The organism is Alteromonas sp. McT4-15, assembly GCF_020515205.1.
Lineage (GTDB): Bacteria > Pseudomonadota > Gammaproteobacteria > Enterobacterales > Alteromonadaceae > Alteromonas.
In genome coordinates, this window is sequence record NZ_JAJALG010000004.1 from 74,837 (window position 1) to 100,166 (window position 25,330).

The following is a 25,330-nucleotide window of genomic DNA, read 5'->3' on the forward strand; positions in this document are numbered from 1 at the left end:
ACCTGTAAATTGTGCGTGCAAAGTTTATTCAAACGGTCGTTTGAATTTAAGCACGCTTTTTTGGGTCGTGCCCTTGCAAAACACAATTCACAGGAGATTTTTAGCGCACGCTGGCGTCGGCAAGTCGAACATTCTGTGGTTTTGCAAACAGCTGGGCGGCAAAAGCAATGGTGTGGGCCTGTAGTGCCTGAGAGCTGTCGTGTTCAGGGTCACGGTTGGAGAAGTCGGTTCGAATGGATTTCACGCGTTTGAAGACCACGTCGTAATACTCAGGGGCCACTTTTTGAACATAGGCCAAGCCGACCAAATCGGCCAGTGTCTCTTCGAAATGCATATTGTTCTTGAATTGAACACCCAAATGCTGCTGCAGCGCCTGCCTGGCGGCAACGCGTTTTCCCTTTTCCGACATCAGGCAGTGGGTCAGTTCGTGGGCAGAAGTGAATGCAAGGAATGCGGATTCTGAACCCTCGTGGCCAGTGTCGAGAAAATGCGACCACACGCGCTTTGCATCGGCATGCTGGTTCACATGCAACACACAGGCTTTGACTCCGCTGTTCGTCAGAAACGGTGACGGATTGTTCATGGTGCTTTTGCGTACATGGATCCGGCCGGTGTCGATGGAATACACTTGGGCGAACTGGTGGATTTCGGCCTCCATGGCCGCCGTGTCGGGCAGACTGGCCTGGGGGGTGAAGAGACTGACCAAACCAAAAAACAGACCGTTCCACATGACATGCTCCAACAATTTGCGGGTATGTCTTGTGAACGGCAGCTTGGTACCTGTTCAACATTGCACCAATGCGTTGCCCTTAAAGGGGGTATTCAAAGCGGGCGGGGGCATGAAACAGGTGGGCTCATGTCAGAATAGTCAAAAATTCAACTTCATGGCAGGAGATATTTCTTATGAACAGCAGTCCAGTGGCGATCATCACCGGTGCAGCGGGCAATCTGGGGCAGGCGGTGGCCGTGCATTTGGGTGGTTTGGGATATCGCCTGTTGTTGATCGATCTGAATCAACCAGATTGGGACGGCGAAACGGATGCGGTGTCGATTGGCAATGTAGACCTGACCCTGCCCGAGCATGCTCAGGAAGTGGTGAATCAGGCCTGGGAATATTTCGGCCAGATTGACGCAGTGGTCAATATCGCCGGTGGTTTTGCATGGGAACGGCAGGCAGAGAGCAGCCTGGACACCTGGAACGCCCAGTACGCCATGAATGTGCAAACCACAGTGAACATGTGCCAGGCCATATTGCCCCAGTTCCAGGACCAGCAAGGTGGCGTGATTGTGAACATTGGCGCGGCTGCGGCCGGCAAAGCGGTCGAGGGCATGGGTGCTTATGCGGCTGCCAAGTCGGGTGTGTTGCGTTTGACCGAGGCATTGGCGGCGGAAAACAAACATTTGGGAATTCGCGCCAACGCAGTGTTGCCCAGTATTCTGGACACACCAGCCAATCGGGCTGCCATGCCTGAGTCGGACCCCGCAGATTGGGTCACCCCTGAATCATTGGCGGGCGTCATTGCATTTTTGTTGTCAGATGCCGCCCGCGACATCAATGGTGCGGGCATTCCGGTCACGGGCAGGGTCTGAACTATTTGCGGTTGACCAGTCCGTGCAGGTAGTTGTCGATCGTGAATTCGGCCTGTTCCATCAGGTCGAACAATTCCGGGCTCAGCACGTAGTTCGCGAACAGGCCGTCAATCAGTGAATGAAGACCAATCGCCGCCCGTCGGGCATTGGTGCTGGCGGGTAATTCACCCTTGTCAATGGCCGCCTGGAAATCAGTTTCAATGGTCTGCAGGCAACCTTGAATCGTTTCGAGGTGCATGTCGCGGATGGGCAACATGTCATCAACCATCTCTGTTTTGTGCATCACGATGTCGAAAACCCGTTGAATCTGTGGGTTTTCCGCCAAGGTGCGAACCACATGCATGGATCGAATTCTGAGGTAGGCCAGGGGTTGCTGCTCGGGGTGCAGGTCGGGTGTGGCGATGAATTCATCCATTGGTAATATGACGCGCTGTAACATGGCGTCAAACAGGTCGGCCTTGTTCTTGAAATGCCAATAGATGGCGCCCCGTGTCAGATCGGCTGCCTTGGCTATATCGTTCAGCGTGGTTCGTGACATTCCTTTTTCTGAGAAAACGGTCTCTGCCGTGTCCAGAATCAGATTGCGTGTTTCCTGCGCTTCTTCCTTCGTTTTTCTTACCACAATTGTTGTCACCAAAATTTGAAAAAAATATTTACATACACTCGTGTATGTATGTATTATCTGACTTCTCGGTCAGTAAATCAACCCGAAAAATTCCCACAAGGATATAACAGGGCACATATCATGCACAGCAACTCATTGAATTCAAAGCAAACTCAAGCTTCCCCTTACAGTCGCGCATTTGCAGGAGCCACCCTTCTGCCTTCGCTGCTGGTGACCGTTTTGTCCAGCGTTTTGTTGCTGGGTTGTGGTCAGGGCGCAGACGCCCAAGCCCCCGGAGGTCCCGGTGCCGGTCAAGCCGCACCAGTTCCGGTGGTTGAAGTGAAAACAGAACAACTGGAATTAACCTACGAATACCCAGCCCAAATTGCGGGACTGCGCGAGGTTGAAATTCGCGCCCGTGTGGCCGGTATTATCGAACGCCGACTGTTCGAAGAAGGCGGTCGTGTGAAGAAAGGCCAATCTTTGTACAGCCTGGACAACGCACCGTACCAAACCGCGTTGGCCCGCGCTTTGGCTGATGAAAATGCCGCCAAGGTTCGTGCTGCGCAGGCTGAGCGTGATTACAAGCGCGTGATGCCACTTGCTGAGAGCAAGGCGGTTTCGCAGTCAGAGCTGGATGGTGCCCAATCCGCGTTTGAAGTCGCCAAAGCAGATTTGCAAGTGGCTAGTGCGGCTGTTCGCACTGCACGCCTGAACCTTGATTACGCCAAAGTTGAATCGCCGGTGAACGGATTTGCAAGCCGCTCCCTGTATTCAGAGGGCAGTTTTGTATCTGGCCCTTCCGAGTTGTTGACCACTGTCACCCAGATTGATCAGGTGTATGTGAACTTCGGTATTCCGGAAAAAGACCATGAGCAGTTGCGCAAAGGCGTGGCCAGCGGTGCCGTCTCAATGCCCGGGGGCGATTTGGTGGTCGAAGTACTGGGTGCCGACGGCAAGCCCATGGGTTTTAAAGCCAAGCTGGGCTTTCAGGATGTGCGCGTGAACCCGGCCACGGGAACAGTGGATGCCCGAGCCGTGCTGGTCAATGACAAAGAAGTGCTTAGCCCTGGGCAGTTTGTGCGGGTCCGCGTTAGCGGTGCGGTACAAAAGGATGCCGTGTTGTTGCCACAGCGCGCTGTTCTTGAAAATCCGGAAGGTGGCAAGGTCGTGATGACTGTCAGCCCCGAAAACACGGTGGCACCCCGACCTGTTCAGGTTGCGCAGTGGAAAGACGACCAATGGGTGGTGACTGACGGTTTGGTGGCAGGCGACAAAGTGATCACCGACGGATTCATGAAAGCGCCCCCGGGAACCCCAGTACAACCCGTGATCGCTGGTGCCAACAACCAGCCTGAAGCAGCAGCGCCGGCTAAAGCCGCGCCAGCCACTGAGCAGAAGCAATAAGGGGTAAAACATGTTTTCGAAATTTTTTATCGACAGGCCTGTGTTTGCGGCCGTGTTGTCGATTTTCATCATGCTGGCCGGCTTGGCCGCCATGCGTGGTTTGCCGATTGCGCAGTACCCTGAAATTGCGCCGCCGGTGGTTCAGGTTCGTGCCGTATACCCCGGTGCTTCCGCTGAGGTGATTGCCAGCACTGTGGCTGCACCCATTGAGAATGCGATCAACGGGGTGGAAGACATGATGTACATGAGTTCAACTTCGGCCAGCAGTGGCGTGGTTGAAATCATGGTGACGTTCGAAATTGGCACTGACCCGGACCAGGCCGCGCTGAACGTGAATAACCGTGTGAAACAGGTTGAAAACATTTTGCCGCAGGAAGTACGCAGGCAGGGTGTGACTGTGAACAAGGGTTCTTCGTCGTTCCTTCAGGTGTTGGCGTTCTATTCTGAAGACGGTCGGTTTGACGACTTCTACACCTCGAATTATGTGACCTTGAACGTGCTCGACCGCATCAAGCGGATTCCCGGCACCACCAACGTGCAGATTTTAGGTGCGAAAGATTATGCCATGCGCATCTGGATCAAGCCCGATCGCATGGCCCAGTTAAAACTGACTGCGGGTGACATTGCTGCCGCGTTGAATGAGCAAAACGCACAGTTCGCGGCGGGCAAGGTGGGGCAAGCACCCAACAACAATGGCCAGGAACTGGTTTACACCGTGACTGCCCAAGGTCGTCTGAGTGAACCTGAGGAGTTTGAGAATATCCTGATTCGCGTGAATCCGGACGGCTCCTCACTTCGACTGAAAGACGTGGCCCGTGTCGAGTTGGGCTCGAAGGACTACGACTTCACAGGTCGTATCAATGGCAAGCCAGCCACGCTGGTAGAAGTATTCCTGCAGCCGGGTGCCAACGCGCTCGACGTGGCTCAGAATGTAAAAAACACGGTGGATGAAATTGCTGCGGACTTTCCGGAAGGTCTTGATTACGCAGTGCCTTATGACACCACGCGATTCGCGGAGGTGTCCATTCGTGAAGTGGTGAAAACGCTGGTCGAGGCGATGATACTTGTGTTCATCGTGGTGTATGTATTCTTGCAGAACTGGCGCGCCACCTTGATTCCGATTGTGGCCGTGCCTGTTTCATTGCTGGGCGCATTTGCAGGGCTTTATTTGCTGGGTTATTCCATCAACACGTTGACATTGTTCGGCATGGTGCTGGCCATCGGTATTGTGGTGGACGACGCCATTGTGGTGTTGGAAAACGTAGAACGGATCATGCATGAAGAGGGCTTGGGCGCGCGCAAGGCGGCGATCAAAGCCATGCAGGAAGTAACCGGCCCGGTGATTGCAATCGTGCTGGTACTTTCAGCGGTGTTCATTCCAATCGGTTTCCTGGGCGGCTTGACCGGTGAACTGTATCGTCAGTTCGCCATCACCATCGCCATTGCTGTGATCGTATCCGGCATTGTCGCGTTGACATTGACCCCGGCCCTTTGTGTGCTGCTGCTCAAGCACGAGCACAAAAAACCAGGCAAGTTTTTCACCGCATTCAATAACTGGTTTGCGCGGGTAACGACCAAGTACGTGGGTGGCGTGAAATTCATCAGCATGCGTCCAGCCATTGGTATTGGTTTGTTTCTGGTGATGCTGGTGGTCACTGCTGGTTTGTTCAAGGCCACACCGGGTTCATTGGTTCCTGATGAAGACCAGGGCTATTTTATTGCGGCCGTATTTTTGCCCGATGGCGCAACACTTCAGCGCACCGACAAAGTGGTTGCCGAGGTGGTGGATGCAGTGGCCGCCAACCCCGCCAACGAGTATTCCTTGGCGTTTACAGGCTTTGACGTCCTGGGCGGCAGTTTCAAAAACAACGCGGCCACCATGTTCGTAACCCAGCGCCATTGGGACGACCGCGAGGCTGTGACCACTGATTTGGTGGGCGAGTTGTTTGGCCGGACTGCGGGCATTCAGGAAGGGTTGGTGCTGGCTTTTGCACCACCACCCATCTTCGGTTTGGGCAATGCCGGTGGCTTTGAGTTCTATATTCAAAACCGTGGCGAAGGCGGCCCAGCCGAGCTGGCCAAGGTGATGAACGCCTTCATGGCCAAAGCCAATGCAGACCCGCGCCTGGCTGGAGTACAAACATTGTGGCGCCCCGGCACGCCTCAGCTATATGTGGATGTGGACCGCGAACGTGCCCGCGCAATGGGCGTGAACGTGAATGAAGTGTTCGACACCCTTGCGGCCAGCATGGGTACCTACTATGTGAACGACTTCAACAAATTCGGTCGTACCTGGCAGGTGTTGATGTCGGCGGATGCGCAATATCGCAAAAGCCCGACTGACATTGGCAACATGTATGTGCGCTCGAACACTGGCGAAATGATCCCGATTTCGGCCTTTGCCAAAGTGGAGTTTTCACAAGGGCCGGAAACTTTGGAGCGTTTTAACAATCTACCTGCTGTAAAGCTGTTGGGCAGTGGTGCACCAGGCATCAGTTCAGGCGAAGCCATTCAGGCCATTGAGGACATTGCAGCCGAGGTGTTGCCGGATGATTTCAGCTACGACTTTTCTGGTGCCTCGTTTCAGGAAAAGCGTTCTGAAGGTTCTTCCAGCTTTGCGCTGGTCTTGGGTGCGCTGATGGTGTTCCTGATTCTGGCTGCCCAGTATGAAAAGTGGACCCTTCCGTTTTCGGTGCTGCTGGCCATGCCGTTTGGCTTGTTCGGCGCGCTGCTTGCGGTGTGGATGCGCGACATGACCAATGACGTGTATTTCCAGATTGGTCTGGTGACGTTACTAGGTCTGGCTGCGAAGAATGCGATTTTGATCGTGGAATTCGCGGTGCTGAAGCGTGAAGAAGGTATGAGCGCCCTTGACGCTTCTCTGGAAGCGGCCCGTTTGCGGTTCCGTCCCATTTTGATGACCTCGTTTGCGTTTATTCTGGGCGTTGTTCCGTTGGCGTTCTCCAGTGGTGCTGGTGCAGGTGCACGCGCCGCTGTAGGTACCGGTGTAATGGGTGGCATGACCGCCGCCACATTGCTGGCCATTTTCTTTGTGCCCCTGTTTTACCGCTTGATCGATCGCAGTGAAAAAGGTGGACGACACCATGGTGATGAAGAGGAAGCAAATGATTCATCCAATCAACAATCAACAAACAAAGGGGGCGAGCATGTTTAAAGCCCTGCCGAAAACCGCAATCGCCTTGGGTTTGACTCTGGCCCTGACCGGTTGCGCATCCAGCATCCCTTTGCTGGACAGGTTCAATGGCAAGCCAGAGCAAGCCATGCAAGTTGAAGTGCCTGAAAACGCAAAAGGCGTGGGCATGAAGCAGGTTCAAAATGAGGCGTGGTGGCTGTTGCTCGGCGATCCGGCGCTGAACCAGGTGGTTGAGCAGGCGTTGCAGAACAACACCGATGTTCGTTTGGCCAATGAGCGATTGAATGAAGCAGGTGCGGTGCTTGGCATTGCCAAGTCGCAGCAGTGGCCTTCAATCTTTGGTCAGTTCACCACCGGTCGCAATCGCCCGTCACAGGCTGGCAACGTGCCGGTGTTTGGTGGGCAAAATGTGTATGAAAACCAGCAGCTGGGCATTGGCGCGACTTGGGAGCTTGACTTGTGGGGTCGAATTGGTGCACTGGAAGATGCTGCCCGCGCCGGCTTCATGCAGCAGGGCTATAACGTGCGTGGAGTGCGCCTGAGCGTAGCGGCCACGGCGGCTTCGTTGTACACCCAGGTTCGCGTGTTGGGCTTGCAGGTGAAAGTGCTGGAACAAACCCTGGAAAGTCGTGACGCAGCTTACAAGCTGGCCAAGCAGCGCGCCGATGTTGGCTTGAGCAACGAACTCCAGTTGCGCCAAACCGAAGCGGAATTGTTGGCAGTGCGTGCACAGTTGCCTGACACGCGCGAACAACTGTCCCGTGCGCAGAATGCACTGGCGGTAATTGTGGGGGGTAATTCACCGCAACTACCACCTCTTGAAGTTGACAACCTGCAGTTGACCAAGTTGTTCATCCTGCCGGAAGACACACCTTCCGAACTGTTACTGCGCCGCCCGGATCTGGCCGCAGCTGAACAACAGTTACTTGCTGGCGAGGCCAATCTGGAAGCCGCACGCAAGGCGTTTTTCCGACCATTGGTTTGAGTGCTTTTGGTGGACGAGAGAGCACCGATTTAAGCGACCTGTTCAGTGGCCCAGCCCGAATCTGGAGTTTTCAGACCCAAATTACACAGCCAATTTTTCAGGCAGGTCGTTTGTTTGATGAACGAGACGCCGCTGTGGCACGCCGCAATCAGGCCGTGTTGCAATACGAAGCCAGTATTCGTACGGCCTTCCAGGAAATTTACGATGCCATCGTAGCGCAGCGTGAGGCGCGTGAGCGTTTACAGGCCCGTCAAGAGCAAGTTCAGACCTTGACCCAGGTGGTTCGCCTGGCGCAATTGCGGGTGGACAATGGCGTGGCCAATCAACTTGAGCTGCTGGATGCACAGCGCAACTTGTTGAATGCCCAACTTAGCTGGGCTGCAGCATGGCAGAGCCAGCAAGGCGCCAGCCTTGCCATGATTCGCGCGTTGGGCGGTGGTTTTAACGCGGATCAAGTGGCATTTAAAGAGTAATTTCTTGCCTTTGAACTTTCTGAGCAGAGGCAACCGGGTAACTGGTTGCCGCTTTTGCTTCATGCATTGAACTTTAGTCGACCTGTGATATAACCAAAACGGGTTATCCCACAGCATTCACCAATAATTCATGCAAAGGAGTTGGAGATGGCAGGTTATTTCGAATTGAGCAAAAGCAGCGATGGGCAGTTTCGGTTTGTACTGAAGGCGGGAAATCACGAAACCATTTTGACCAGTGAGCTTTACAAAACCAAGGCAGCCGCTGAAAACGGCATTGAATCGGTTCAAAAGAATTGTGGAGAGGCAGCACGCTACGAGAAAAAAGTGGCCGCCAATGGCAAGCACCACTTCAACTTGAAAGCCGCCAATCATCAGGTGATCGGTTCCAGTCAGATGTACGCCAGCGAGGCTGCATGCGACAACGGCATTGATTCGGTAAAAACCAATGGCAAATCAACCACCATCAAGGATTCGACCGGCTGATTGGCATTTACTTTCTGCAAATCATGCGGAAATTTAACCGCATGATTTGCCGCACTGCGGTAGAGCAATTCCACTATCGGCGCTGCAACTTCCCGGTTATGATCAAACCATGACATCGAAGAATGTCATTCTCGACAAAATGCCGGAGACCGATCATGACCGCGACCACCACTGCCCGCAAAAAGCCTGCCCGCCCTGCATCCAGCACCGACACTGTGCTGAAGCAGCGAAACGTGAAATTTGATTGGTCGGAAACGCCGATTGACTGGCTGCCCAATGAGCCCTTCTCCAGTTACTTTATCAACGAAATCAACCTGATATTGCCAGCGGGTGAGTTCTGGTTCTGTCGCTTGTACAACAAAGCCTTGCCGTTCGTGACTGATGAGAAACTGAAAGAAGACGTGCGGGGTTTTATCAAACAGGAGGCCATGCATGCACGTGGTCACAGTTCAGCCACTGAAGAGTATTTGGCAGCGCGTGGCATTAAAACCGAGCGCAACCAGAAACTGATGAAATGGCTGTTTGATGTGGTGCTCGACGACAAACCGTTTGGCAAGAAAGTGCCTGCGCTTCTTGAACGTCGCTGGTTACTGGCACGCCTTGGACTGGTAGCAACCATTGAGCACATGACCTGTGTGCTGGGCATGTATGCGCTTGAAAATAAAAAGTGGGATGAGATCAACGCAGACCAGGTGATGCTGGATCTGATCCGCTGGCATGGCGCTGAGGAAGTAGAGCACCGCAGTGTTGCCTTTGACTTGTACAAGCACCTGGGTGGCGATTATTTGTCGCGCTATTACCTGGCTGCGATTGTGGTGCCAATGATCATCGGTTTGTGGGTGGACGGTGCCGCCAATATTGCCGGACAGGACCCTCGCTTCGCCAAGAAAAAACCTGCGGTGTACAAGCCCTGGATGTGGGTTGAATGGTTCAAGGCTTCGCGCAAGGAACTGCTGCCCAATCCGTTGTGGCTGGTCTTGCAACAGTTGCCCTACTTTAGCCCGTGGTACGACCCGGCCAAGGAGGGTTCTACTGAACTGGCACAGGCTTATCTCGATCAATCACCCGCAGCCATGGCCGCAGGGGCGATTGCTGCCAACATGAAAGTGGCTGCCTGATTTCAGGCAGCTTGCGCTTGTTGGGCGGGCTTGAGCTGCGGGAACCAGGTCGATATTTGTTGTAATCCTTCGAACCAACCCCACTGCGGGTATTCGCCCTTGTTGTTGTAGCCACCGGAAAGGCCGGGATTCATTCCGTCTTTCTCATGGCCATCATTGTCGTTCAGTGAGGTCATGTGCACGGCGTTTGCCAGTTCCCGGTTGCCGAACATGATGGCGTGAAGATTGTTGTGCTCATTGGTGCCCCAGACATTGATCAGTTCTGCATCACCGAGCCCAAACGTACTGCCCCCTCTGGATTCGATCAAATCACGTAGGCCGTCTGCGTCATTGTCCATGGCCATTAATTTGGCCTGGCCGTAAAAAACGCCCGCCTCGGTCTCGTTGGCAAACAGCCTTGGCGGTGCCATATTGTGTTTCATCACCAAATTCGCAATCAGGTAGGCTCCTTTCAGTTTTTGCTCTTCATTCTGGCCTTTGTTGTAGCCGCCAATTGAATCGAGTGTTTTGACAAGGTAATCAATCGTTTCCCCAGCCGGTCGCCCGAACATGGTTGCCATGGCTGCATTGTGCGCGTCGGCATTCAATAGAAAACCATGGCCATGACTCGCGTCGCCGACATGATCGTTGGGGTGGCTGCTGCCTTCCCCCGGGTCGATGTCGCCAGTCAGTGGGCCTGTTGAACTGCCAGTGTAGGGAAGCGGGGAGCCTGCGCTGTGACTGGCATGGCCTTCTTCGCTGGCTGGCGTGCTAGTGCGGCGTGCTGAGGTGGCAGGTGCAGTGACAGGTGCAGGCGAAGGTTGAGGCGATGATGTCGTACCATGACCATGGCTGTGTGAGTCATCAGTGCATTGTTCAGCCAATTCGCCGTGTAGGTGATCACTGTTGTCAGGGTTGCCGGTTTCATAGTGATTGATGGCCATTTGTAGATCACCGTCGTACATGTCTACAAGTTGTTTCAGGTGTTGAACTCCAGCGCGTATGCCTGCAGCCGGATTGTTTTTCAAATCAACCGCGCTCAAGGGGCGCCCATCGTCGTTGTAAAGGCCATGTCCACCAGGGCCTGCAAACACCCCGCCCTCAAGCAGTCCGCCGTGAACCAGCATGGGGCCATACAACTGCTCACCCGATCCATCGCTGCTGGAAATACTCCCGCCAAAATTCGGAGTACCTTTGCTTTTGATCAGTGAGGTAATGACCTCGCCCGGAATGCCGTATTGTTCTCCAACTGAAGCGGCGTAAGCCAGCCACTCGGCTTGACTGGCATTGATTGGCGGTTGTGTCATGGACGCACCCGTGGACGATGGCGAATGCTGGCTTGAATGGTCCCCGTGTGCGGCTGTGGTGGCTGTGGTGGTGCACATATTGTCTCCTGGTGTATCGAAATTCCTCCATGAGTTAAGTGGTAAGCTGAATGCATTAGTTCAACCATCTGGCTCGCCTTTCTGATGCAATCAAAATCAAGGACCGCACCTGAAATCCTGAACACTGTTGAACAGTGTGTGGAGCTTATTCTTCAGCGTCTGGGTAATCAGATCAGGGTGGGTTTGCCCTTGGGGTTGGGCAAACCGCCAGAACTGATCAATGCCCTGTATGTGCGCGCGCAGGAAGACCCTTCAATTCAGTTGACGATACTGACTGCGCTGTCTCTGGAGAAACCTGTTGCAGGTTCTGCGCTGGAAGCTGCGTTTCTGAAGCCTTTTGTTGAACGGGTATGGGGCGACTGCCCTGACCTGCGATACGCCGTTGACGCCACACAAGGCAAACTGCCTCCGAATGTGAAGGTGCAAGAGTTTTTTTTCAAACCGGGAAGCCGCATGGGTAACTTGGCTGCGCAGCAGAACTATGTCAGCACCAACTACACCACGGCTGCACGCGATATCTTTGACATGGGCTGCAACCTGGCGATGCAAGCCGTGTGCAGGCCAGATGAGGGCACGGCCACCCACTATTCACTGAGCTGTAATCCTGACACCTCAATCGAGCTGGTTCGCATGCTGCGTGAAAGCGATCGACCGCATCTGGTGGTTGGCGTGGTGAATCAGCGGCTGCCTTTCATGGGGCACAGCGCCCAAGTGGCCCGCGAGGAATTTGATTTTGTAGTCGACAATCCTGCGTACTTCACAACCCTATTCTCTACGCCAAAATTACCGGTTGATGTTGCGGACTATGCCTTGGGTTTTTATGCAAGCGCCTTGGTGAAAGACGGCGGTACTTTGCAAGTGGGAATTGGCGCTTTGGGTGATGCTGTGGTGCATGCATTGATACTTCGCCAGACCGACAATACAAACTACACCAAGGTACTGCAGGCCCTGCACCGTCCTGAGTCTACTGTAAACCTGATGACCAAAATTGGTGGCGACCAGCCGTTTGAGGCGGGTTTATATGGTGCCACTGAAATGTTTGTGGATGGCTTTCTGCATTTGATGCGTGCCGGTGTGTTGAACCGGCAAGTGTATGACCATTGGGCCTTGCAGCGCCTGATTAACCAAGGCAAATGCAGACCGGAACAAGTGCATGAATCTGTACTGGATGATCTGGCTGAGTTGGGTGTGCGTGAAATTACACCGCACGATTTTGATGTGTTCAAGCGACACGGCCTGTTCAAGGAAGGTGTGTTGCTGCAGGGTGTACACCTGGTATTGCCAAACGGGCAGCGCGTATTGGCCAATCTTGCGGACAAGGCCACCCGTGTAGCATTGGTGGCCAGTGGCCTGGGCAAGGTCTTGGTCAACGGCACCGTGCTTCATGCCGGGTTTTTCCTCGGGCCCAATGCCATGTATGAGGCGCTGAAGAACATGCCTGAACTGCAGCGTAATTCAATTCACATGCTGGGTGTGGAGCATGTGAATCAACTGGATCTGAACCATGCCCTGTACAGCGCACAGCGAGCGCATGCGAGATTTGTGAACACCGGCATCATGGCCACACTGAGTGGCGCGGTGGTGTCTGATGGACTGGACGATGGCCGCGTCATCTCAGGCGTTGGCGGTCAATACAACTTTGTGTCGATGGCACACAAGCTGCCCACGGGGCGAAGTATTTTGATGATTCGCGCAGTCCGGGAAAATGAACAGGGCGGTAAAGCCACCAGCAACATTGTGTTCAGCTATGGGCACTGCACGATTCCGCGCCACCTGCGGGACATTGTTGTGACTGAATATGGAGTCGCCGACCTGAGAGGCAAGTCAGATGCTGACGTGGCCAGGGAATTGATCAATATCGCCGACTCCCGGTTTCAGGCGGACCTGTTGAAGCAAGCCAAGCTGGCGGGAAAAATCGAGGAGACTTACGAGATACCAGAGAGTTTCATGCACAACACCCCGAAAAATCTCGCCAAGCGACTCGATTCCTTGACCAGAGAGGGTGTATTGCCAGCTTTCCCGCTGGGTTGCGATTTCACGGATGTGGAATGGGAATTGGCCAAAGCCTTGAAAGCCGTCAAGGCCATAGCCAACAAAACACCCAAATGGAAGCTGTTGTTGAAAGCAATGTTCGCCGCAAAGCCACCTGCATCGGCCCAACCCTTTTTGGACAGGATGGGGCTGAACGAACCTGCTGATCTACAAGCCAAGGTAGTGCGTGCATTGTTGGTGGAACAGCTCGGGCTGCAGGGTGCGTTGGTGTGATTATCATGGACAGGCATTGCAACTTTCCCCAACTTGCCGAGTCTGAGGACTAATGCTATGTTGCGGTCTATGACAAAAGTGGTACGAACCTTTCTCATGTGGATAATGTTGCTTGCGTTGCCTGTCCAAGGCATGGCGCAGGCGAGCATGTTTGCATGCCACTTGAATGGTGATGGACCTGGTTCAGTCCAGATCATGGACCATAGCAACATGGATCATCGCAGCATGGATCACAGCATGCATGAGATGGACTCGCATGATCATGCAAATTCTGATGACTCCAAAAAATTGATGAAATCGTTGCACGGTTGCTGCAACTGCGCACCCACCTGTGCGGTAGTGCTGCTGCCCGTGGCACAAGCCAGTTTCGGCGCGATCCAGCACGACACATTGCACCCGCTGTCTGCCCCCCAGATTCCCCATTCTGCCGACACGCGTCGAATAGATCGGCCACCGAAAACACTCGCAATTTGATTCGTGGGCACTGCGTGGGTAAAGCCCGTGCATGCCCTGTGTATTGAACAATTGCGAGGATGTATGACTTCCCATTACCCATTCGTACTGCTGTTGTCGGCGTTGGCTTTGCCAGCGCATGCTGAACCAGCTGTGCAAGTTCTTGAATATCAGTCGGCATTCGAAGGCTACCAAGCGTATTCCGATTCTGAGATACAAAACTGGCCCAAAGCCAATGAACTGGTTGAAGAAATTGGCGGCTGGCGCGTGTATGCGCGAGAGCCCTATGAAAACAAAGCCAAGGAGCAACCGACAAGCGCCAAGGAGACTGTCAAACCCAGGACGCACAATCATGGGGGTGAGCAATGAACACCCCCCATTTGCTGAAAAAAACCGTCGTTGCGCTGGCAGTGCTGGTGCTCGCGGGTTGTGCATCGGTGAACATCAATGAATCAGTGAACCAAACCAATCAGGAATTGACTGGTTTCACCAACGGCAAGCTGAGTCTTGTTCAAACTGATGAACAAAGGCAGGCCATGGCCTCCAAGGCCGGCGAAATACTGAAAGAGCCGCTAAGCCAACCCGCCGCTGTAGAGCTGATGCTGACCCACAGCCCACAGTTTCAAGCCGTGTTGGCCGAGAACTGGGCTCAAGCTGCGCAAGCCGCACAAAGTGGTCGCATTCACAACCCGGTGTTTACATTTGAACGCGTGCGCATCAAGGATGAACTGGAGCTGGGGCGTTTGCTGAGTTTCGGTTTACTCGATTTGCTCAGCCTGCCTGCGCGACAAGGCATTGCCCGCACACAGATTGACCGCGCGCAGTTGCAATTAACCAGTAGTGTGGTTGATCAAGTGACGCAGGTACGCCAAGCCTGGGTGGAGGCAGTGGCAGCCCAGCAGGCGCACACCTATGCCCAGCAAGTGTTTGAAAGCGCGCAAACCAGTGCTGAACTGGCCCGCCGCATGCAGGAAGTGGGCAACTTCACACGCCTGCAGCGTGCACGCCAGCAAAGCTTTTATGCCGATGCAGCGCTTAATTTAGCTGCCACAAGGCACAAGGCCACGGCCACCCGCGAAGCACTGGTGCGCATGTTGGGCTTGAACACCGAGCAAGCTGCACAACTGAAGCTGCCTGAGCGCCTGCCCGATTTGCCTGAAGCGCCCAAAGCACCTTCAGAAGTGGCCAAGCGCGCTGAAGATCGATTGGATGTCCGAATGGCCAAGCAGGGCTTTGACAGCAGTGCAAAGGCACAAGGCTTGGGCAATGTGGCCAGTTTTCTGGACATTGAAGCGGGCATTCGTTACGACACAATTTTTGAGAACGACACTGGCGAGCGCAACAACAAAAAAGGGTATGAGCTTGAATTGGCCTTGCCGATTTTTGATTGGGGTGGCATGAAGCGCGACACATTCAATGCCAACACACTGGCTGCTGCCAACCGGCTTGAAGCAACGTTGCGTAGCGCACAATCCACCCTGCGGGAAAGTTATTCCGCCTACCGCACCACCTATGACATTGCGCGCCATTATCGCGATGAAATCATTCCGCTGCGGCAAACCATCGCCGATGAAAATTTGCTGCGTTACAACGGCATGTTCATCGGGGTTTTCGAACTGTTGGCCGACAGCCGCGACCAAGTGAATGTGGTGGTTCAAGCCATCAACGCCCAAGCCGATTTCTGGCGGGCTGACGCCGCTTTGCAGGCCACTGTGGTGGGCAAGCCCATGATGGTGTCGGTCAGTGGCGCAGCAGCCAGTGCTGGCGGCGACGCTGGCGGTGGCCACTAAATGAAAGGATCTTCAACATGACTTCCAGACGAGAGTTTTTTAAAGCAGCCGCCTTGACCGGTGGCGCAGTGGCAGCGGCCAGCGTCAGCAAAGTCGCCATGAGCGCCTTGCCCGAACCTGTATTGCAAACATCGCCCGACACAATGCCCCCCCTGGTGCCCAACACCGGGCGACCCTACAACCCGGTGGTGACCTTGAACGGCTGGACATTGCCCTGGCGCATGAACAATGGCGTGAAGGAATTTCACCTGGTGGCCGAACCTGTGTTGCGGGAAATGGCACCGGGCATGACAGCGCATTTGTGGGGCTACAACGGGCAAAGCCCTGGCCCCACCATTGAAGTGGTAGAAGGCGACCGGGTGCGGATTTTTGTGACCAACAAATTGCCTGAGCACACCAGTATTCACTGGCACGGCCAGCGCTTGCCCAACGGCATGGATGGCGTAACCGGTTTGAACCAGCCCGGTATTCCTGCTGGCAAAACCTTTGTGTATGAATTTGAGGCCCGAAGGCCCGGCACCTTCATGTACCACCCCCATGCGGATGAAATGGTGCAGATGGCCATGGGCATGATGGGCTTTTGGGTTACACACCCCAAAAACAAGAACCCGCTAATCAGCGAAGTGGACCGCGATTACTGCTTCCTGCTGAATGCTTATGACATTGATCCTGGTGCTTACACACCGAAAATCATGACCATGCTGGATTTCAATTTGTGGACGTGGAACAGTCGCCTGTTCCCGGGTATTTCGCCTTTGGTGGCCCGCAAAAATGACCGGGTGCGAATTCGTGTGGGTAACCTGACCATGACCAATCACCCCATTCACATTCACGGCCATGAATTTGAGGTAACAGGCACCGACGGCGGCCCAACACCGAAGAACTCACGCTGGCCTGAAGTGACTGTGGACATTGCCGTGGGACAGATGCGGCAAATGGAGTTCATTGCCAATGAAGAAGGCGATTGGGCATTTCATTGCCACAAAAGCCATCACACCATGAATGCCATGGGCCACGATGTGCCCACCATGATCGGCGTGGACCACCGCGGCATGACCAAAAAAATCACCAACCTGATTCCGGATTACATGGCGATGGGTGAACGTGGCATGGCCGACATGGCGGAAATGCAAATGCCGCTGCCCGACAACACCATTCCGATGATGACCGGTGAGGGGCCTTTTGGATCTGTGGAAATGGGTGGCATGTTCAGCATGCTGAAAGTACGCAAGGACCAAAAGCCGGGCGATTATTCAGACCCGGGTTGGTACAAGCACCCTGAAGGTACGGTTGCATATGAGTTCACCGGTGAACTGGCCAAACCCAAACGCAGCGGCAACGCAGGGCAGCCGAGCATGAAGTTGGCGCAGAAAAACCAGCCTCACATTGAATTGCAGGTGCGCAAACCCACGGGTCATTCAGGTCATTGATTGGCTGTTAAGTAAAGGAATGTAAATGTTTAAATTTTCAGGACTTGTATTGGCCTGTGCTGCGTTAATAGGGGGAGTGAATAATATTGCTCTTGCCCATGGCGACAAGAAAGGCAGTAACGCACCAGTGGTGAAAGAACAAACTGATTGGGGCGTTGCGGGTGATGCTGCGAATGTGATCCGAACTGTCGACGTCAGCATGGGTGACGACATGCGATTCCAGCCTGGCAAGCTGGAAGTCAAGCAGGGCGAGACCATTCGCTTCCGGGTCAAGAACACCGGCAAGTTGTTGCATGAGTTTGTAATTGGTACACAAGCTGAGAATGCAAAGCATGCGGAGTTGATGCTGAAATTTCCCGGTATGGAGCACGACGAACCTTACATGACCCATGTGGACCCAGGCAAAACAGGCGAGATTGTTTGGACCTTTAAATTTTCCAACTAGGGGTTTTGCGCCCATCCCCTCGAAATCGGCATCAGAATGATGACGGCCAAATGAACGCGCTTTTTGTGAATTCTTCGAAAAACTGCCAAATAATTAAAAATAGGCATAGATAACTAAAATGATAAAAGCTTCTGCTGTGAGAATGACCCTCATGCTTGTTCAAGCAATAACTGCGCGTACAGTGAAATAGTCTTTTGACTAATGGTAGACATCGCCAAGACTATTACTACTAGTAGACAAAGTTGTGAGGTGTCCACATGTCTAAAGATGTAAATAAGCTACTCGCAGGTCAACTTCTGATTGTTGAAGATGACGCCATTACTTCTGAACTTATATCAAACAACCTCACAGCATTAAAGAAAATCCGTATTGTTGCAAACGGTAAAAGTGCAGTTAAGTTTTGCCAATTGTATAAACCAGATATCATTGTGCTAGATGTTTACTTACCAGACATCAATGGTATTGAGCGCTACCGACTTCCTAAAGAAGCCACTATCTCTCTCAACTCTTCAACAATGACTTGTTAAACACTTGAATACTTCAAAACAATTAGAAACATATCGAGAGTTGATACATGTAGATCAATTGACTGGTGTGTTTAGTCGGTACTATTTTAGTATGCACTCAATACATCATAAGCGGCATTTTCATCAGCATGGACAGTAGTTGAGCCGCAGATATGCTTTGTCATCGCTGCTTCAACGGCATCTGAATTTTCAGAACGAATAATAACAAGTAAACTTGAGGGGCGTTTTCGGGTTAGCAATCAACACCCCTCTAAATAGTTCTAGTAGAGGATGATGCTTGCGTTTGCTCTAACTGTCACATTGCCAGCTGGATCGATAATAGTACCCGCATTGGCGTAAATTGTACCGCCGAGACTCTTTTTATACTCCTTTGACTGTACAACCCAATTCATAGTGTAGATTGTATTGGGTTTTATCGGTGCTGTGAACTTTACATCCATGTGAGCTCCAAGCATAGGACCAAATTTCATGAAGTGAGTAGGAAGAAGAGCGGAAAATACTGCAGTGATATGGCTGCCACTTGCAATAATCCCTCCAAGACGAATTGTTTGTTCGTTATCTGGGTCATTATGTACAGGATTTAAATCGCCAATGAACTTGGCTCCATCTACTACTTCCTTCTCACTTAAGAGTAATTGGGACTCAATGATGTAGCCTACGTCTGGCAAATATTCTTTCTGCTCCTGAACGCTTTGCATAGATTGCATTAGCCAACCTCCTTTAGAAGATGGTGCTGATTTCTCAGATTAAGATTTTCGCTAGTTTGCAATGATGGCGCGGAATAGCGGAAATCATGAGCCCATACAAATTGATGCCAATAGCTCTCTGCAATCTCAATCCATATTTTGAGTAGATTTTCATCTTTGACGAATCTCTTTTGATTTATCATTATCCAACTCATTACAGCTTGGCTGTCTCTACAATCCTCGCAATGTCCTGAAGTGCAGCAAAAGTTTACCGTTTTGCAGTCTGAGGCGTAGGCATTAAATCCTGGAAGTACAGCATTACCGTTCTTAATTCTTTCAGCATTTTGTGGATGGTCTACACTCACACTGGGGCAAACATCATATCCAAAATCTCCCCAGTGACTTTTCCCTGTTACCATAGCTTCAATGTAGTAAGGGTGGCTAGCGAGTGTCTCTGGAAACAACTCCCTGACTCGCAAAATTTCATCAAGTAATCTTTTTTCGTACTTGGTCCGGAGTGGATCGCTCGTACCATACTTACTATAAAAATTAACTGAGACTGTATTTCCATTTTCCGATATTTTTCTCACTGTCTCTTCGATATGAGCAATTCCATCTTCAGTCACTGCAAAAATGAAATGGGCTCTCGGATCATATTTATAGTTCTTAAGAGCAGTCTCAAATAGACCCGAAAAGGAGTTTCCGTTAGGTTTGATCGCTCGCAGGTCATCGTCTAGAGAGCCACCACCAAACAAAGAGATTAAAACCGAAAAATCCTTAAAGCCTTCTTTGGGCAAAGCTTTAAGACCATTGGTTGATATGCTATTAAACTCCATAATCTCAGCAAATAATTCGAGTCTTTTGGGATGGAGCGTAGGCTCGCCTCCTATAATCAGACTAGTATTGATACCTCTATTCCTCTCAGAGATAAGAAACTTTTTAATTTCATCCTTTTTGGACAAATCTTTTGTTCTTTTGTCAAAGTCATATTCAAAAAACCAACAACCTTTACACCTTATATTGCACGCTGTAGTGATTAAATACTCTGACACTCTAACTCTTGAACTAATTTGTTTAATCCGTTGATAACGAGCATAATATTCAAAGTCACCGTTAAGCCTTTTAAATATTGCATTTTTGGTAACATCTTTCATAAGCAAATCCTTCTAGCATAAGATTAGAGAAACTTTCTGTTTGCAGTATCGTCTGGTACATGAAGTCCAAGAGCTTCTAATTTTCTTCTGGCCTTTTCCGCAAATTCGTTGCGTGCAACGGAATATGACTTTTGCCTCAACCCGTATTTCACGTACAATTCTGACCTTGGGGAATCACTTCTGCCAAAGGTATCAAGTGTTACTGGCCACATTCTTATAAGAGCTTCTTGAATTTGCTTGAATCCATTTTTCGTCTTACACATGCTCCTCGTAATCCTGAATCCATGCCCAACGTGCAGTTTTTCATCCTTTAAAACATGAGGGCACATGTCAGCAATAGGCCTGTAGGAACTTTGAGCCATTTCCTCTAGGACATCAATTACAGCGTCTTCTACAAGAGTCGAAATCAATGCTCTTTCAGCCCAATTTCGACAACTTTTTACGGCTTCGGTCGCGTAGAACGCTCTATCGTTCAAGTTTTGCGATAGCATAAATGACGTATCTATACCAATATCTAATAAAATGTCCGCAGCTCTTTGATAGTGGTCAAGTTCATCCTTGGCTAATTCGCAGCACACTGCTTTCTCGTAGGGGTCATTTGTCAAAAAGTAAAACAATTTTACATAGTCATCAGCTCCAGAAAGTTCCCCTTCAGCATGGGCAGTCAATTGCCTCTTAACGAGATCTTGATATTCTTTAGGTGTTTCAAGTAGTTCTGATGGAGTTGATATATGGAATGGGCTTACATCTTTTACAGCAATAGATTCTTGTAGCATTTCACAGTCCTTTTTGGAAAAGTAGTTACCAAGAACAAATGCGAAGTTAATCTTGGTAAGGTCCTGTCTATAGGATGCCCACCTTTTTCAGAAATTCAAATTGCTACTAATGTTCATGACAGCAGAAAATGAGTTACATCAATGCCTAACAGATAACTGGACCTTTAAAGCAAACACATGTTTTACTTGAACCTACAAAATAACTCAAAAAAATCAAGGCGAGTTCCACACAACGTCATACGGCTTTCCAATTGGAAAGTCCATACCACAAAATAACCATAGAAATGATCTGCAAATTTGTAAAGACGTTGTTTAAAAAATTTGCCAGAAAGTAATAAAGTTATTAACTAAGTTCTTAACGCTGGGAATTGATATCACGAGCTACGACCATACCTAAAGTATAGTCGCGTGATTACTAAAGGAACTTGACGGTCTAACTAACCTGAACTCGGTTTAAGAAATTGAACTAATTGCCTGTTCCAAGATCCGATCTTTCGACCAAGAAAAATATGGACCAAAAAGTGTTCAGCGTTCTCCAAGTCCCAATGCCACATACCGTCCAATGACGAGTGTTCAATAAACCTGAATATGCGCGTATCGGATTGAACTAAGTCGAGCAACTCTTTCTCAAGTCTATGCAATGGTAATACCTTTTAGTTCAACGCCGACGTTTGAACTTCCTCTATTTACACCTACTGCTGTGTTAATGATAGCGTCAGTATCTCAATGAAGAAACTAATTAAATTAATACTAAATCAATAAATTCATCAAACAAGAAAGTATTAAAAAACGACCGTTTTATGAGAGTGAAAAGTATTTTCTCCGCTCGGTCTGATTTTATTGGTTCTATTTGTTTTATAAACCCATCTCATTTAATATAGTCTCATAAAGTCATTTTTCAACATGTAAATAAGATTATGGGGCTCAAAATAGGGTATGCTCGAGTAAGTACATCTGATCAAGACTTAAATCTACAGATCGATGCGTTAATGAACAACGGGTGTGCTCCTGAACATATTTTTACCGATAAAACGTCGGGAGCAAAATCAACTCGACCAGGATTAGATAAATGTCTTGATACATTGTCATCTGGAGACATTTTAATAGTATGGCGATTAGATCGTCTTGGCCGCTCAATGTCTCACTTGATCAATTTGATTGAGTCATTAGTTGAAAAAGACATTGGATTCAAATCGATCCAGGACGGTGCTATTGATACAACAACAGCTTCAGGTGAGTTGATGTTCAATATATTTAGTGCATTGTCGCAATTTGAGAGACGATTAATCCAAGAGCGGACCAATGCTGGTTTATCTGCTGCAAGAGCACGAGGACGGAATGGCGGTAGACCTAAAATCGGTATCAACAACCCTAAAGTCCAGATGGCAAAGCAGATGCACCAAAATAATTCACTTTCTATAGAGTCTATTTGTAATTCACTTTCTATATCTAAAGCAACTTTCTATCGTTATTTAGCAATGTGATTATAAGAAAGCAACTCATTGAACTATTATTCACTTTGCAGAGGCTCCACACCACTAAGCAAACCTGCCAAATCAATCGCTTTACGATTTTTGTTAAAGGCATACTCTCCGTTCAAGTTGATGTGCTGCCAAGCAACCGGTGATAGTTTAGAAATAATATCTACCACATCTTGTCTACCGTTTCTTTCTTGGATCTTCAAAAAGGCTGATAACAAGGCAGAATTATAATAGATAATACAGTTTGAAATGAGCCGCGCACAATCATTCCATTGAGACACCTGATAATCGTTACCACCACGAAATCTATTACCATTGACTGAGGTAATGGCTCGTTTTAACTGGTGATAGGCTTCCCCTCTATTTAACGCTTGCTGAACATAATGGCGTAGTGTTGAGCTATCAACGTACTCCAAAACGTAAATCGCTTTAATTAGACGATCATACTCATGCAAAGCTGACAACGTGCGACTCTTGCCGTTACTGAGCTTTCTAATGATGGTGCTTTGAGTAGTTGTCTTTTGGCTAAGAGAACAAAGGATATGTTGAATGTTTTCCCATTCTTCAGCCACTAATTTATAGTTAACGTCTTTCTTTAACTGAATTCGGCCACCTTCTTCTTCAGTAACTTCAAATAAGTCAAAAAACACTCGTTTCATTTTTGCGTATCGAGGCGCAAAGGTGTAGCCAAAGAAATCTAAAATAGCGAAATTGACGTTATTCGTGCCGTGGTTATCGGTGGATAACGTATTTGGCTGTATCTCAGAGGTATTGTTGTAAAGCAAATCAAATGCAAAATGACCTTCATATTCATTCGCGCCAATAACTTGAGTATTCACTGGCACATGATTTGACACTAACGTCAGCGCTGAGACACCTTTGCCTTTGGCAAAATACTTGGATGAATAACGGGCTTTAAAGGTGTTGATCCTACACTCGAATTTTTGACCATCGATGCTTGAAAATAACTGATTGTCATCAATATGGTAGTAAGCAAATATTGGCAGGATAGCAATGGCATTAGAGATCTGATCATTAGACTCTTTCAGCGTCTCGTATCTGATGTAACTATCATTAACACTGCGCAACTTTCCCATCGAACGGTCGGAGATATTGGCCATTTTATATAGGCCGTAATTCGTACCGTTGGCGAGTATGCAGGCAACCAGATCTTCTTTGTCTACTGATGATTTTTGTTTTGTGGTAGCGATATGTGTAAAAGCATTGAGGTAATTAGTTTTTTCGTCAACAAACAGCATAAGCTCGACAATACCCATATGCTGAATTTGATTATAGAGAGGGTTATCAACCGTTTGTTGCCAGCGGCTATTTGGGATAGACCATTTTAGTTCTGACTTACCAGGTATAACTTCGACGTATTTGTTGTCACCACTGAATATATGTGTGCCAGCCTCTTTCAATTTCACTTCAAGCTGATACTGCTTCTCATCCAAGGTTTGGTTAATTGGTGCTGATAGTTTATCAAGCCCTGTATTTTCAATAATATCGTCTTTGTTTTGCCATTCTTTTGGCTGGATTAAATCTGAACTCAGACTACGATTATTGACACTCTCTTTTACGGTAAGGCTATTGTTTTGAAATAGTTGCTCTGCTTTACGATACAGGAAGTACTCAAAACGAATAGCTATTTGCTTAGAAACTTCTCCTTGCAAATACCCTCGGTCACCTTTGGGTACCAAGTCTAGGTTGATGGTTCTAACAGCCTTGCATTCACTGAGTTCAGAGCGCAACGTTACATACTGATTATGTAAATCATCTTTTAAATGGATAAACTCAATGTCTATGGCCATGAACAAGGAGCGTAGAAGTTTACTCACCTTGCTTGACTGTTTATCAATAAATTGCCACTCATATTTACGCCCATCAAAATCATTGCTATCAAGATGTTCGCTAAGCAATTTAATGTTCTCAGCAGGTAGCAACTTAAAGGCTTTTTTGCGTACATCGCCAAAGGTCAATGCATCGTCAATATCGCTGTCAATGAAGTAATTCAGCAGACTGCCAGCCGATTTCAATTTTGTTCTGACAATGTTTATATCTTCGATAACTCCCTGTTTGGCGTGACTCTTTGCTCCTTCAGCAAGCTTTCGGACGAGATAGATAAATGCAGAAACGAGGTTGTCGTTAGTTTCGCGGTACCTGAAGAATAGATAACAAACAAGATATAACAAGGTTTGACTATCAGCATGTCTTTTTAACTTATAAACCGACTTGTGTTTTACTAAAGACGCGTAGTATTCAAGGTTTTTCGGTGACAGCTCTAATTCAGCAATCAGTGTCTTAATTTCTGGATAAAGCGCACGTATGATTTTATGCGTCTTTAGTTCTTGTGATATTTGGCTGGCTGAAAAATCCTTCGCCATGCGCTTTAACATAGCGAGATCTGTGAACGTGCTTTTGGAATCAAGCAATCTAAGAAGCGTAGCTTTTGTATCACTGCCTAGGTTTTGGTTCAGGACAGACTCAATGCGACTACGCTCACTAGAAAGTACACTCGATATGATATCTTGAAGTGTCGTATAACCAGCTAACGCAATCCTGTTTTGTCCAAAGTAAGCAATGCATTCATCAAACACATATCTTGGCTCTTGATTGATTTTAACAACGACATTGAGCCTTTTGAGTAAAGGTGCCTTGTCATTCTTGCTCTGGTAAACGGAGAAGCCTGTATAAGTCAGAAGTTTTCTAACTAACGCTGTTTTGGTTCGCGGTGGAATATCTTCATCTTGAACGCTTTTATCGCTGAAATATTTTGCTTTAACGTAGTTAAAGTCAGGTTCAACATCTGAGAATGTAAAATTGAAAATTATTGGTCTGGATCTGAAATAACCCAATAAGAGGATAAAATAGATTCTGGTCTCTGTTTGCCTCAACGTATTGACCAGTTTCTGAGTTTCCTTGTCGAGTGAAAAGTAGTCTTCTCTGTCGGAGTGACTAAAGTTGGGGAGAGCATAAAGTTCTTTGACTTCAAACGACGTGAGTATTTGAATGCGTTTTGTTTGTTCAGCAGCGATGGCATATAGTCCTGATTATTTTTTCATAATCATAACAGACTCAATGTTTTAATTCCTAATGCCGATTTCGAGGGGATGGGCGCAAAACCCCAACTAGTAGGAGAGAACTT

At 49.4% G+C, this 25,330-nt stretch carries 23 protein-coding genes; 15 read left to right on the forward strand and 8 right to left on the reverse strand.

The genetic code is table 11. The annotated features are described in order from the left end of the window. Window positions 1-100: 100 nt before the first annotated feature. Complete coding sequence (locus tag LHL20_RS04855) at window positions 101-730, reverse strand: hypothetical protein (RefSeq protein WP_118845425.1); 630 nt, start codon at window positions 728-730, stop codon at window positions 101-103. A 173-nt stretch (window positions 731-903) separates the two neighbouring features. On the opposite strand from LHL20_RS04855, the gene LHL20_RS04860 reads away from it, so the two are divergent. After that, window positions 904-1,590, forward strand: a complete 687-nt coding sequence (locus LHL20_RS04860) for an SDR family NAD(P)-dependent oxidoreductase (RefSeq protein WP_118845422.1) — start codon at window positions 904-906, stop codon at window positions 1,588-1,590. Window position 1,591: 1 nt separating this feature from the next. On the opposite strand, the gene LHL20_RS04865 is transcribed toward LHL20_RS04860, so the two are convergent. Beyond that, on the reverse strand, window positions 1,592-2,212 hold the full coding sequence (locus LHL20_RS04865) for a TetR family transcriptional regulator (RefSeq protein WP_226432464.1): 621 nt from the start codon (window positions 2,210-2,212) through the stop codon (window positions 1,592-1,594). A 123-nt stretch (window positions 2,213-2,335) separates the two neighbouring features. Between LHL20_RS04865 and LHL20_RS04870 the strand changes: the two genes are divergently transcribed. From LHL20_RS04870 to LHL20_RS04895, 6 genes are all read left to right on the forward strand, one after another. Next, window positions 2,336-3,601 (forward strand): efflux RND transporter periplasmic adaptor subunit, encoded by a 1,266-nt coding sequence (locus LHL20_RS04870; RefSeq protein ID WP_162898083.1) that lies wholly within the window; start codon window positions 2,336-2,338, stop codon window positions 3,599-3,601. A gap of 10 nt (window positions 3,602-3,611) precedes the next feature. Beyond that, on the forward strand, window positions 3,612-6,776 hold the full coding sequence (locus tag LHL20_RS04875) for an efflux RND transporter permease subunit (RefSeq protein WP_219142648.1): 3,165 nt from the start codon (window positions 3,612-3,614) through the stop codon (window positions 6,774-6,776). Continuing rightward, complete coding sequence (locus LHL20_RS04880) at window positions 6,727-7,740, forward strand: TolC family protein (RefSeq protein WP_226432465.1); 1,014 nt, start codon at window positions 6,727-6,729, stop codon at window positions 7,738-7,740. The genes LHL20_RS04875 and LHL20_RS04880 overlap by 50 nt, the downstream gene beginning before the upstream one ends. Next, window positions 7,737-8,213, forward strand: coding sequence for a TolC family protein (locus tag LHL20_RS04885; RefSeq protein WP_264180785.1), 477 nt, complete (start codon window positions 7,737-7,739; stop codon window positions 8,211-8,213). Before LHL20_RS04880 ends, LHL20_RS04885 begins: the two co-directional genes overlap by 4 nt. Before the next feature lie 147 nt (window positions 8,214-8,360). Then, complete coding sequence (locus tag LHL20_RS04890) at window positions 8,361-8,696, forward strand: YegP family protein (protein ID WP_118845412.1); 336 nt, start codon at window positions 8,361-8,363, stop codon at window positions 8,694-8,696. 155 nt (window positions 8,697-8,851) lie between these two features. Beyond that, the gene (locus LHL20_RS04895; RefSeq protein WP_226432466.1) at window positions 8,852-9,814 is read left to right on the forward strand and encodes a metal-dependent hydrolase; all 963 of its coding nucleotides are present in this window, start codon (window positions 8,852-8,854) and stop codon (window positions 9,812-9,814) included. 2 nt (window positions 9,815-9,816) lie between these two features. Here LHL20_RS04895 and LHL20_RS04900 read toward each other — a convergent pair whose 3' ends face one another. Then, window positions 9,817-11,100, reverse strand: a complete 1,284-nt coding sequence (locus LHL20_RS04900; protein WP_118845410.1) for a hypothetical protein — start codon at window positions 11,098-11,100, stop codon at window positions 9,817-9,819. On the opposite strand from LHL20_RS04900, the gene LHL20_RS04905 reads away from it, so the two are divergent. The 7 genes from LHL20_RS04905 (at window position 11,099) to LHL20_RS04935 (ending at window position 18,088) form a co-directional block, all read left to right on the forward strand. After that, window positions 11,099-11,263 carry a hypothetical protein gene (locus LHL20_RS04905; RefSeq protein ID WP_162898081.1) on the forward strand — a complete coding sequence of 55 codons (165 nt, stop codon included), beginning with the start codon at window positions 11,099-11,101 and terminating at the stop codon, window positions 11,261-11,263. The genes LHL20_RS04900 and LHL20_RS04905 overlap by 2 nt on opposite strands. Further along, window positions 11,263-13,443 carry an acetyl-CoA hydrolase/transferase C-terminal domain-containing protein gene (locus LHL20_RS04910; RefSeq protein ID WP_118845408.1) on the forward strand — a complete coding sequence of 727 codons (2,181 nt, stop codon included), beginning with the start codon at window positions 11,263-11,265 and terminating at the stop codon, window positions 13,441-13,443. The genes LHL20_RS04905 and LHL20_RS04910 overlap by 1 nt, the downstream gene beginning before the upstream one ends. Window positions 13,444-13,980: 537 nt before the next feature. Continuing rightward, the gene (locus tag LHL20_RS04915) at window positions 13,981-14,265 is read left to right on the forward strand and encodes a hypothetical protein (protein ID WP_118845404.1); all 285 of its coding nucleotides are present in this window, start codon (window positions 13,981-13,983) and stop codon (window positions 14,263-14,265) included. Beyond that, the gene (locus LHL20_RS04920) at window positions 14,262-15,686 is read left to right on the forward strand and encodes a TolC family protein (RefSeq protein WP_118845402.1); all 1,425 of its coding nucleotides are present in this window, start codon (window positions 14,262-14,264) and stop codon (window positions 15,684-15,686) included. Before LHL20_RS04915 ends, LHL20_RS04920 begins: the two co-directional genes overlap by 4 nt. Window positions 15,687-15,703: 17 nt before the next feature. Further along, on the forward strand, window positions 15,704-17,116 hold the full coding sequence (locus tag LHL20_RS04925; RefSeq protein ID WP_118845399.1) for a multicopper oxidase family protein: 1,413 nt from the start codon (window positions 15,704-15,706) through the stop codon (window positions 17,114-17,116). A gap of 25 nt (window positions 17,117-17,141) precedes the next feature. Next, window positions 17,142-17,561, forward strand: a complete 420-nt coding sequence (locus LHL20_RS04930) for a cupredoxin domain-containing protein (protein WP_226432467.1) — start codon at window positions 17,142-17,144, stop codon at window positions 17,559-17,561. Window positions 17,562-17,818: 257 nt separating this feature from the next. Next, window positions 17,819-18,088 (forward strand): response regulator, encoded by a 270-nt coding sequence (locus LHL20_RS04935; RefSeq protein WP_015068647.1) that lies wholly within the window; start codon window positions 17,819-17,821, stop codon window positions 18,086-18,088. Between the two features lie 86 nt (window positions 18,089-18,174). On the opposite strand, the gene LHL20_RS04940 is transcribed toward LHL20_RS04935, so the two are convergent. From LHL20_RS04940 to LHL20_RS04955, 4 genes are read right to left on the reverse strand one after another with little or no spacing between them, the layout of a single operon-like run. Next, entirely contained in the window at window positions 18,175-18,327 is a 153-nt protein-coding gene (locus LHL20_RS04940) for a hypothetical protein (protein ID WP_020742482.1), read from the reverse strand. A 21-nt stretch (window positions 18,328-18,348) separates the two neighbouring features. Then, window positions 18,349-18,795: a MaoC family dehydratase gene (locus LHL20_RS04945; protein WP_015068648.1), complete on the reverse strand. Its 447-nt coding sequence runs from the start codon at window positions 18,793-18,795 to the stop codon at window positions 18,349-18,351. Further along, window positions 18,795-19,928: a radical SAM protein gene (locus tag LHL20_RS04950; RefSeq protein ID WP_015068649.1), complete on the reverse strand. Its 1,134-nt coding sequence runs from the start codon at window positions 19,926-19,928 to the stop codon at window positions 18,795-18,797. The genes LHL20_RS04945 and LHL20_RS04950 overlap by 1 nt, the downstream gene beginning before the upstream one ends. Before the next feature lie 23 nt (window positions 19,929-19,951). Then, on the reverse strand, window positions 19,952-20,704 hold the full coding sequence (locus LHL20_RS04955) for a Phenylacetic acid catabolic protein (RefSeq protein WP_015068650.1): 753 nt from the start codon (window positions 20,702-20,704) through the stop codon (window positions 19,952-19,954). A 917-nt stretch (window positions 20,705-21,621) separates the two neighbouring features. Between LHL20_RS04955 and LHL20_RS04960 the strand changes: the two genes are divergently transcribed. Continuing rightward, on the forward strand, window positions 21,622-22,188 hold the full coding sequence (locus LHL20_RS04960) for a recombinase family protein (RefSeq protein WP_015068652.1): 567 nt from the start codon (window positions 21,622-21,624) through the stop codon (window positions 22,186-22,188). A gap of 26 nt (window positions 22,189-22,214) precedes the next feature. Here LHL20_RS04960 and LHL20_RS04965 read toward each other — a convergent pair whose 3' ends face one another. Beyond that, window positions 22,215-25,220 carry a Tn3 family transposase gene (locus tag LHL20_RS04965; RefSeq protein ID WP_088941599.1) on the reverse strand — a complete coding sequence of 1,002 codons (3,006 nt, stop codon included), beginning with the start codon at window positions 25,218-25,220 and terminating at the stop codon, window positions 22,215-22,217. Window positions 25,221-25,330: the final 110 nt, after the last annotated feature.

Excerpts from the sequence above, each read along its gene's own strand:
- LHL20_RS04870 (WP_162898083.1), top strand. The coding sequence starts at position 2,336 with ATGCACAGCAACTCATTGAATTCAAAGCAAACTCAAGCTTCCCCTTAC.
- LHL20_RS04945 (WP_015068648.1), bottom strand. The coding sequence starts at position 18,795 with ATGCAATCTATGCAAAGCGTTCAGGAGCAGAAAGAATATTTGCCAGAC.
- LHL20_RS04860 (WP_118845422.1), top strand. The coding sequence starts at position 904 with ATGAACAGCAGTCCAGTGGCGATCATCACCGGTGCAGCGGGCAATCTG.
- LHL20_RS04955 (WP_015068650.1), bottom strand. The coding sequence starts at position 20,704 with ATGCTACAAGAATCTATTGCTGTAAAAGATGTAAGCCCATTCCATATA.
- LHL20_RS04960 (WP_015068652.1), top strand. The coding sequence starts at position 21,622 with ATGGGGCTCAAAATAGGGTATGCTCGAGTAAGTACATCTGATCAAGAC.
- LHL20_RS04915 (WP_118845404.1), top strand. The coding sequence starts at position 13,981 with ATGACTTCCCATTACCCATTCGTACTGCTGTTGTCGGCGTTGGCTTTG.
- LHL20_RS04875 (WP_219142648.1), top strand. The coding sequence starts at position 3,612 with ATGTTTTCGAAATTTTTTATCGACAGGCCTGTGTTTGCGGCCGTGTTG.
- LHL20_RS04910 (WP_118845408.1), top strand. The coding sequence starts at position 11,263 with ATGCAATCAAAATCAAGGACCGCACCTGAAATCCTGAACACTGTTGAA.
- LHL20_RS04930 (WP_226432467.1), top strand. The coding sequence starts at position 17,142 with ATGTTTAAATTTTCAGGACTTGTATTGGCCTGTGCTGCGTTAATAGGG.
- LHL20_RS04890 (WP_118845412.1), top strand. The coding sequence starts at position 8,361 with ATGGCAGGTTATTTCGAATTGAGCAAAAGCAGCGATGGGCAGTTTCGG.
- LHL20_RS04920 (WP_118845402.1), top strand. The coding sequence starts at position 14,262 with ATGAACACCCCCCATTTGCTGAAAAAAACCGTCGTTGCGCTGGCAGTG.
- LHL20_RS04855 (WP_118845425.1), bottom strand. The coding sequence starts at position 730 with ATGTGGAACGGTCTGTTTTTTGGTTTGGTCAGTCTCTTCACCCCCCAG.
- LHL20_RS04895 (WP_226432466.1), top strand. The coding sequence starts at position 8,852 with ATGACCGCGACCACCACTGCCCGCAAAAAGCCTGCCCGCCCTGCATCC.
- LHL20_RS04950 (WP_015068649.1), bottom strand. The coding sequence starts at position 19,928 with ATGAAAGATGTTACCAAAAATGCAATATTTAAAAGGCTTAACGGTGAC.
- LHL20_RS04905 (WP_162898081.1), top strand. The coding sequence starts at position 11,099 with ATGGACGCACCCGTGGACGATGGCGAATGCTGGCTTGAATGGTCCCCG.
- LHL20_RS04925 (WP_118845399.1), top strand. The coding sequence starts at position 15,704 with ATGACTTCCAGACGAGAGTTTTTTAAAGCAGCCGCCTTGACCGGTGGC.
- LHL20_RS04935 (WP_015068647.1), top strand. The coding sequence starts at position 17,819 with ATGTCTAAAGATGTAAATAAGCTACTCGCAGGTCAACTTCTGATTGTT.
- LHL20_RS04900 (WP_118845410.1), bottom strand. The coding sequence starts at position 11,100 with ATGACACAACCGCCAATCAATGCCAGTCAAGCCGAGTGGCTGGCTTAC.
- LHL20_RS04880 (WP_226432465.1), top strand. The coding sequence starts at position 6,727 with ATGATTCATCCAATCAACAATCAACAAACAAAGGGGGCGAGCATGTTT.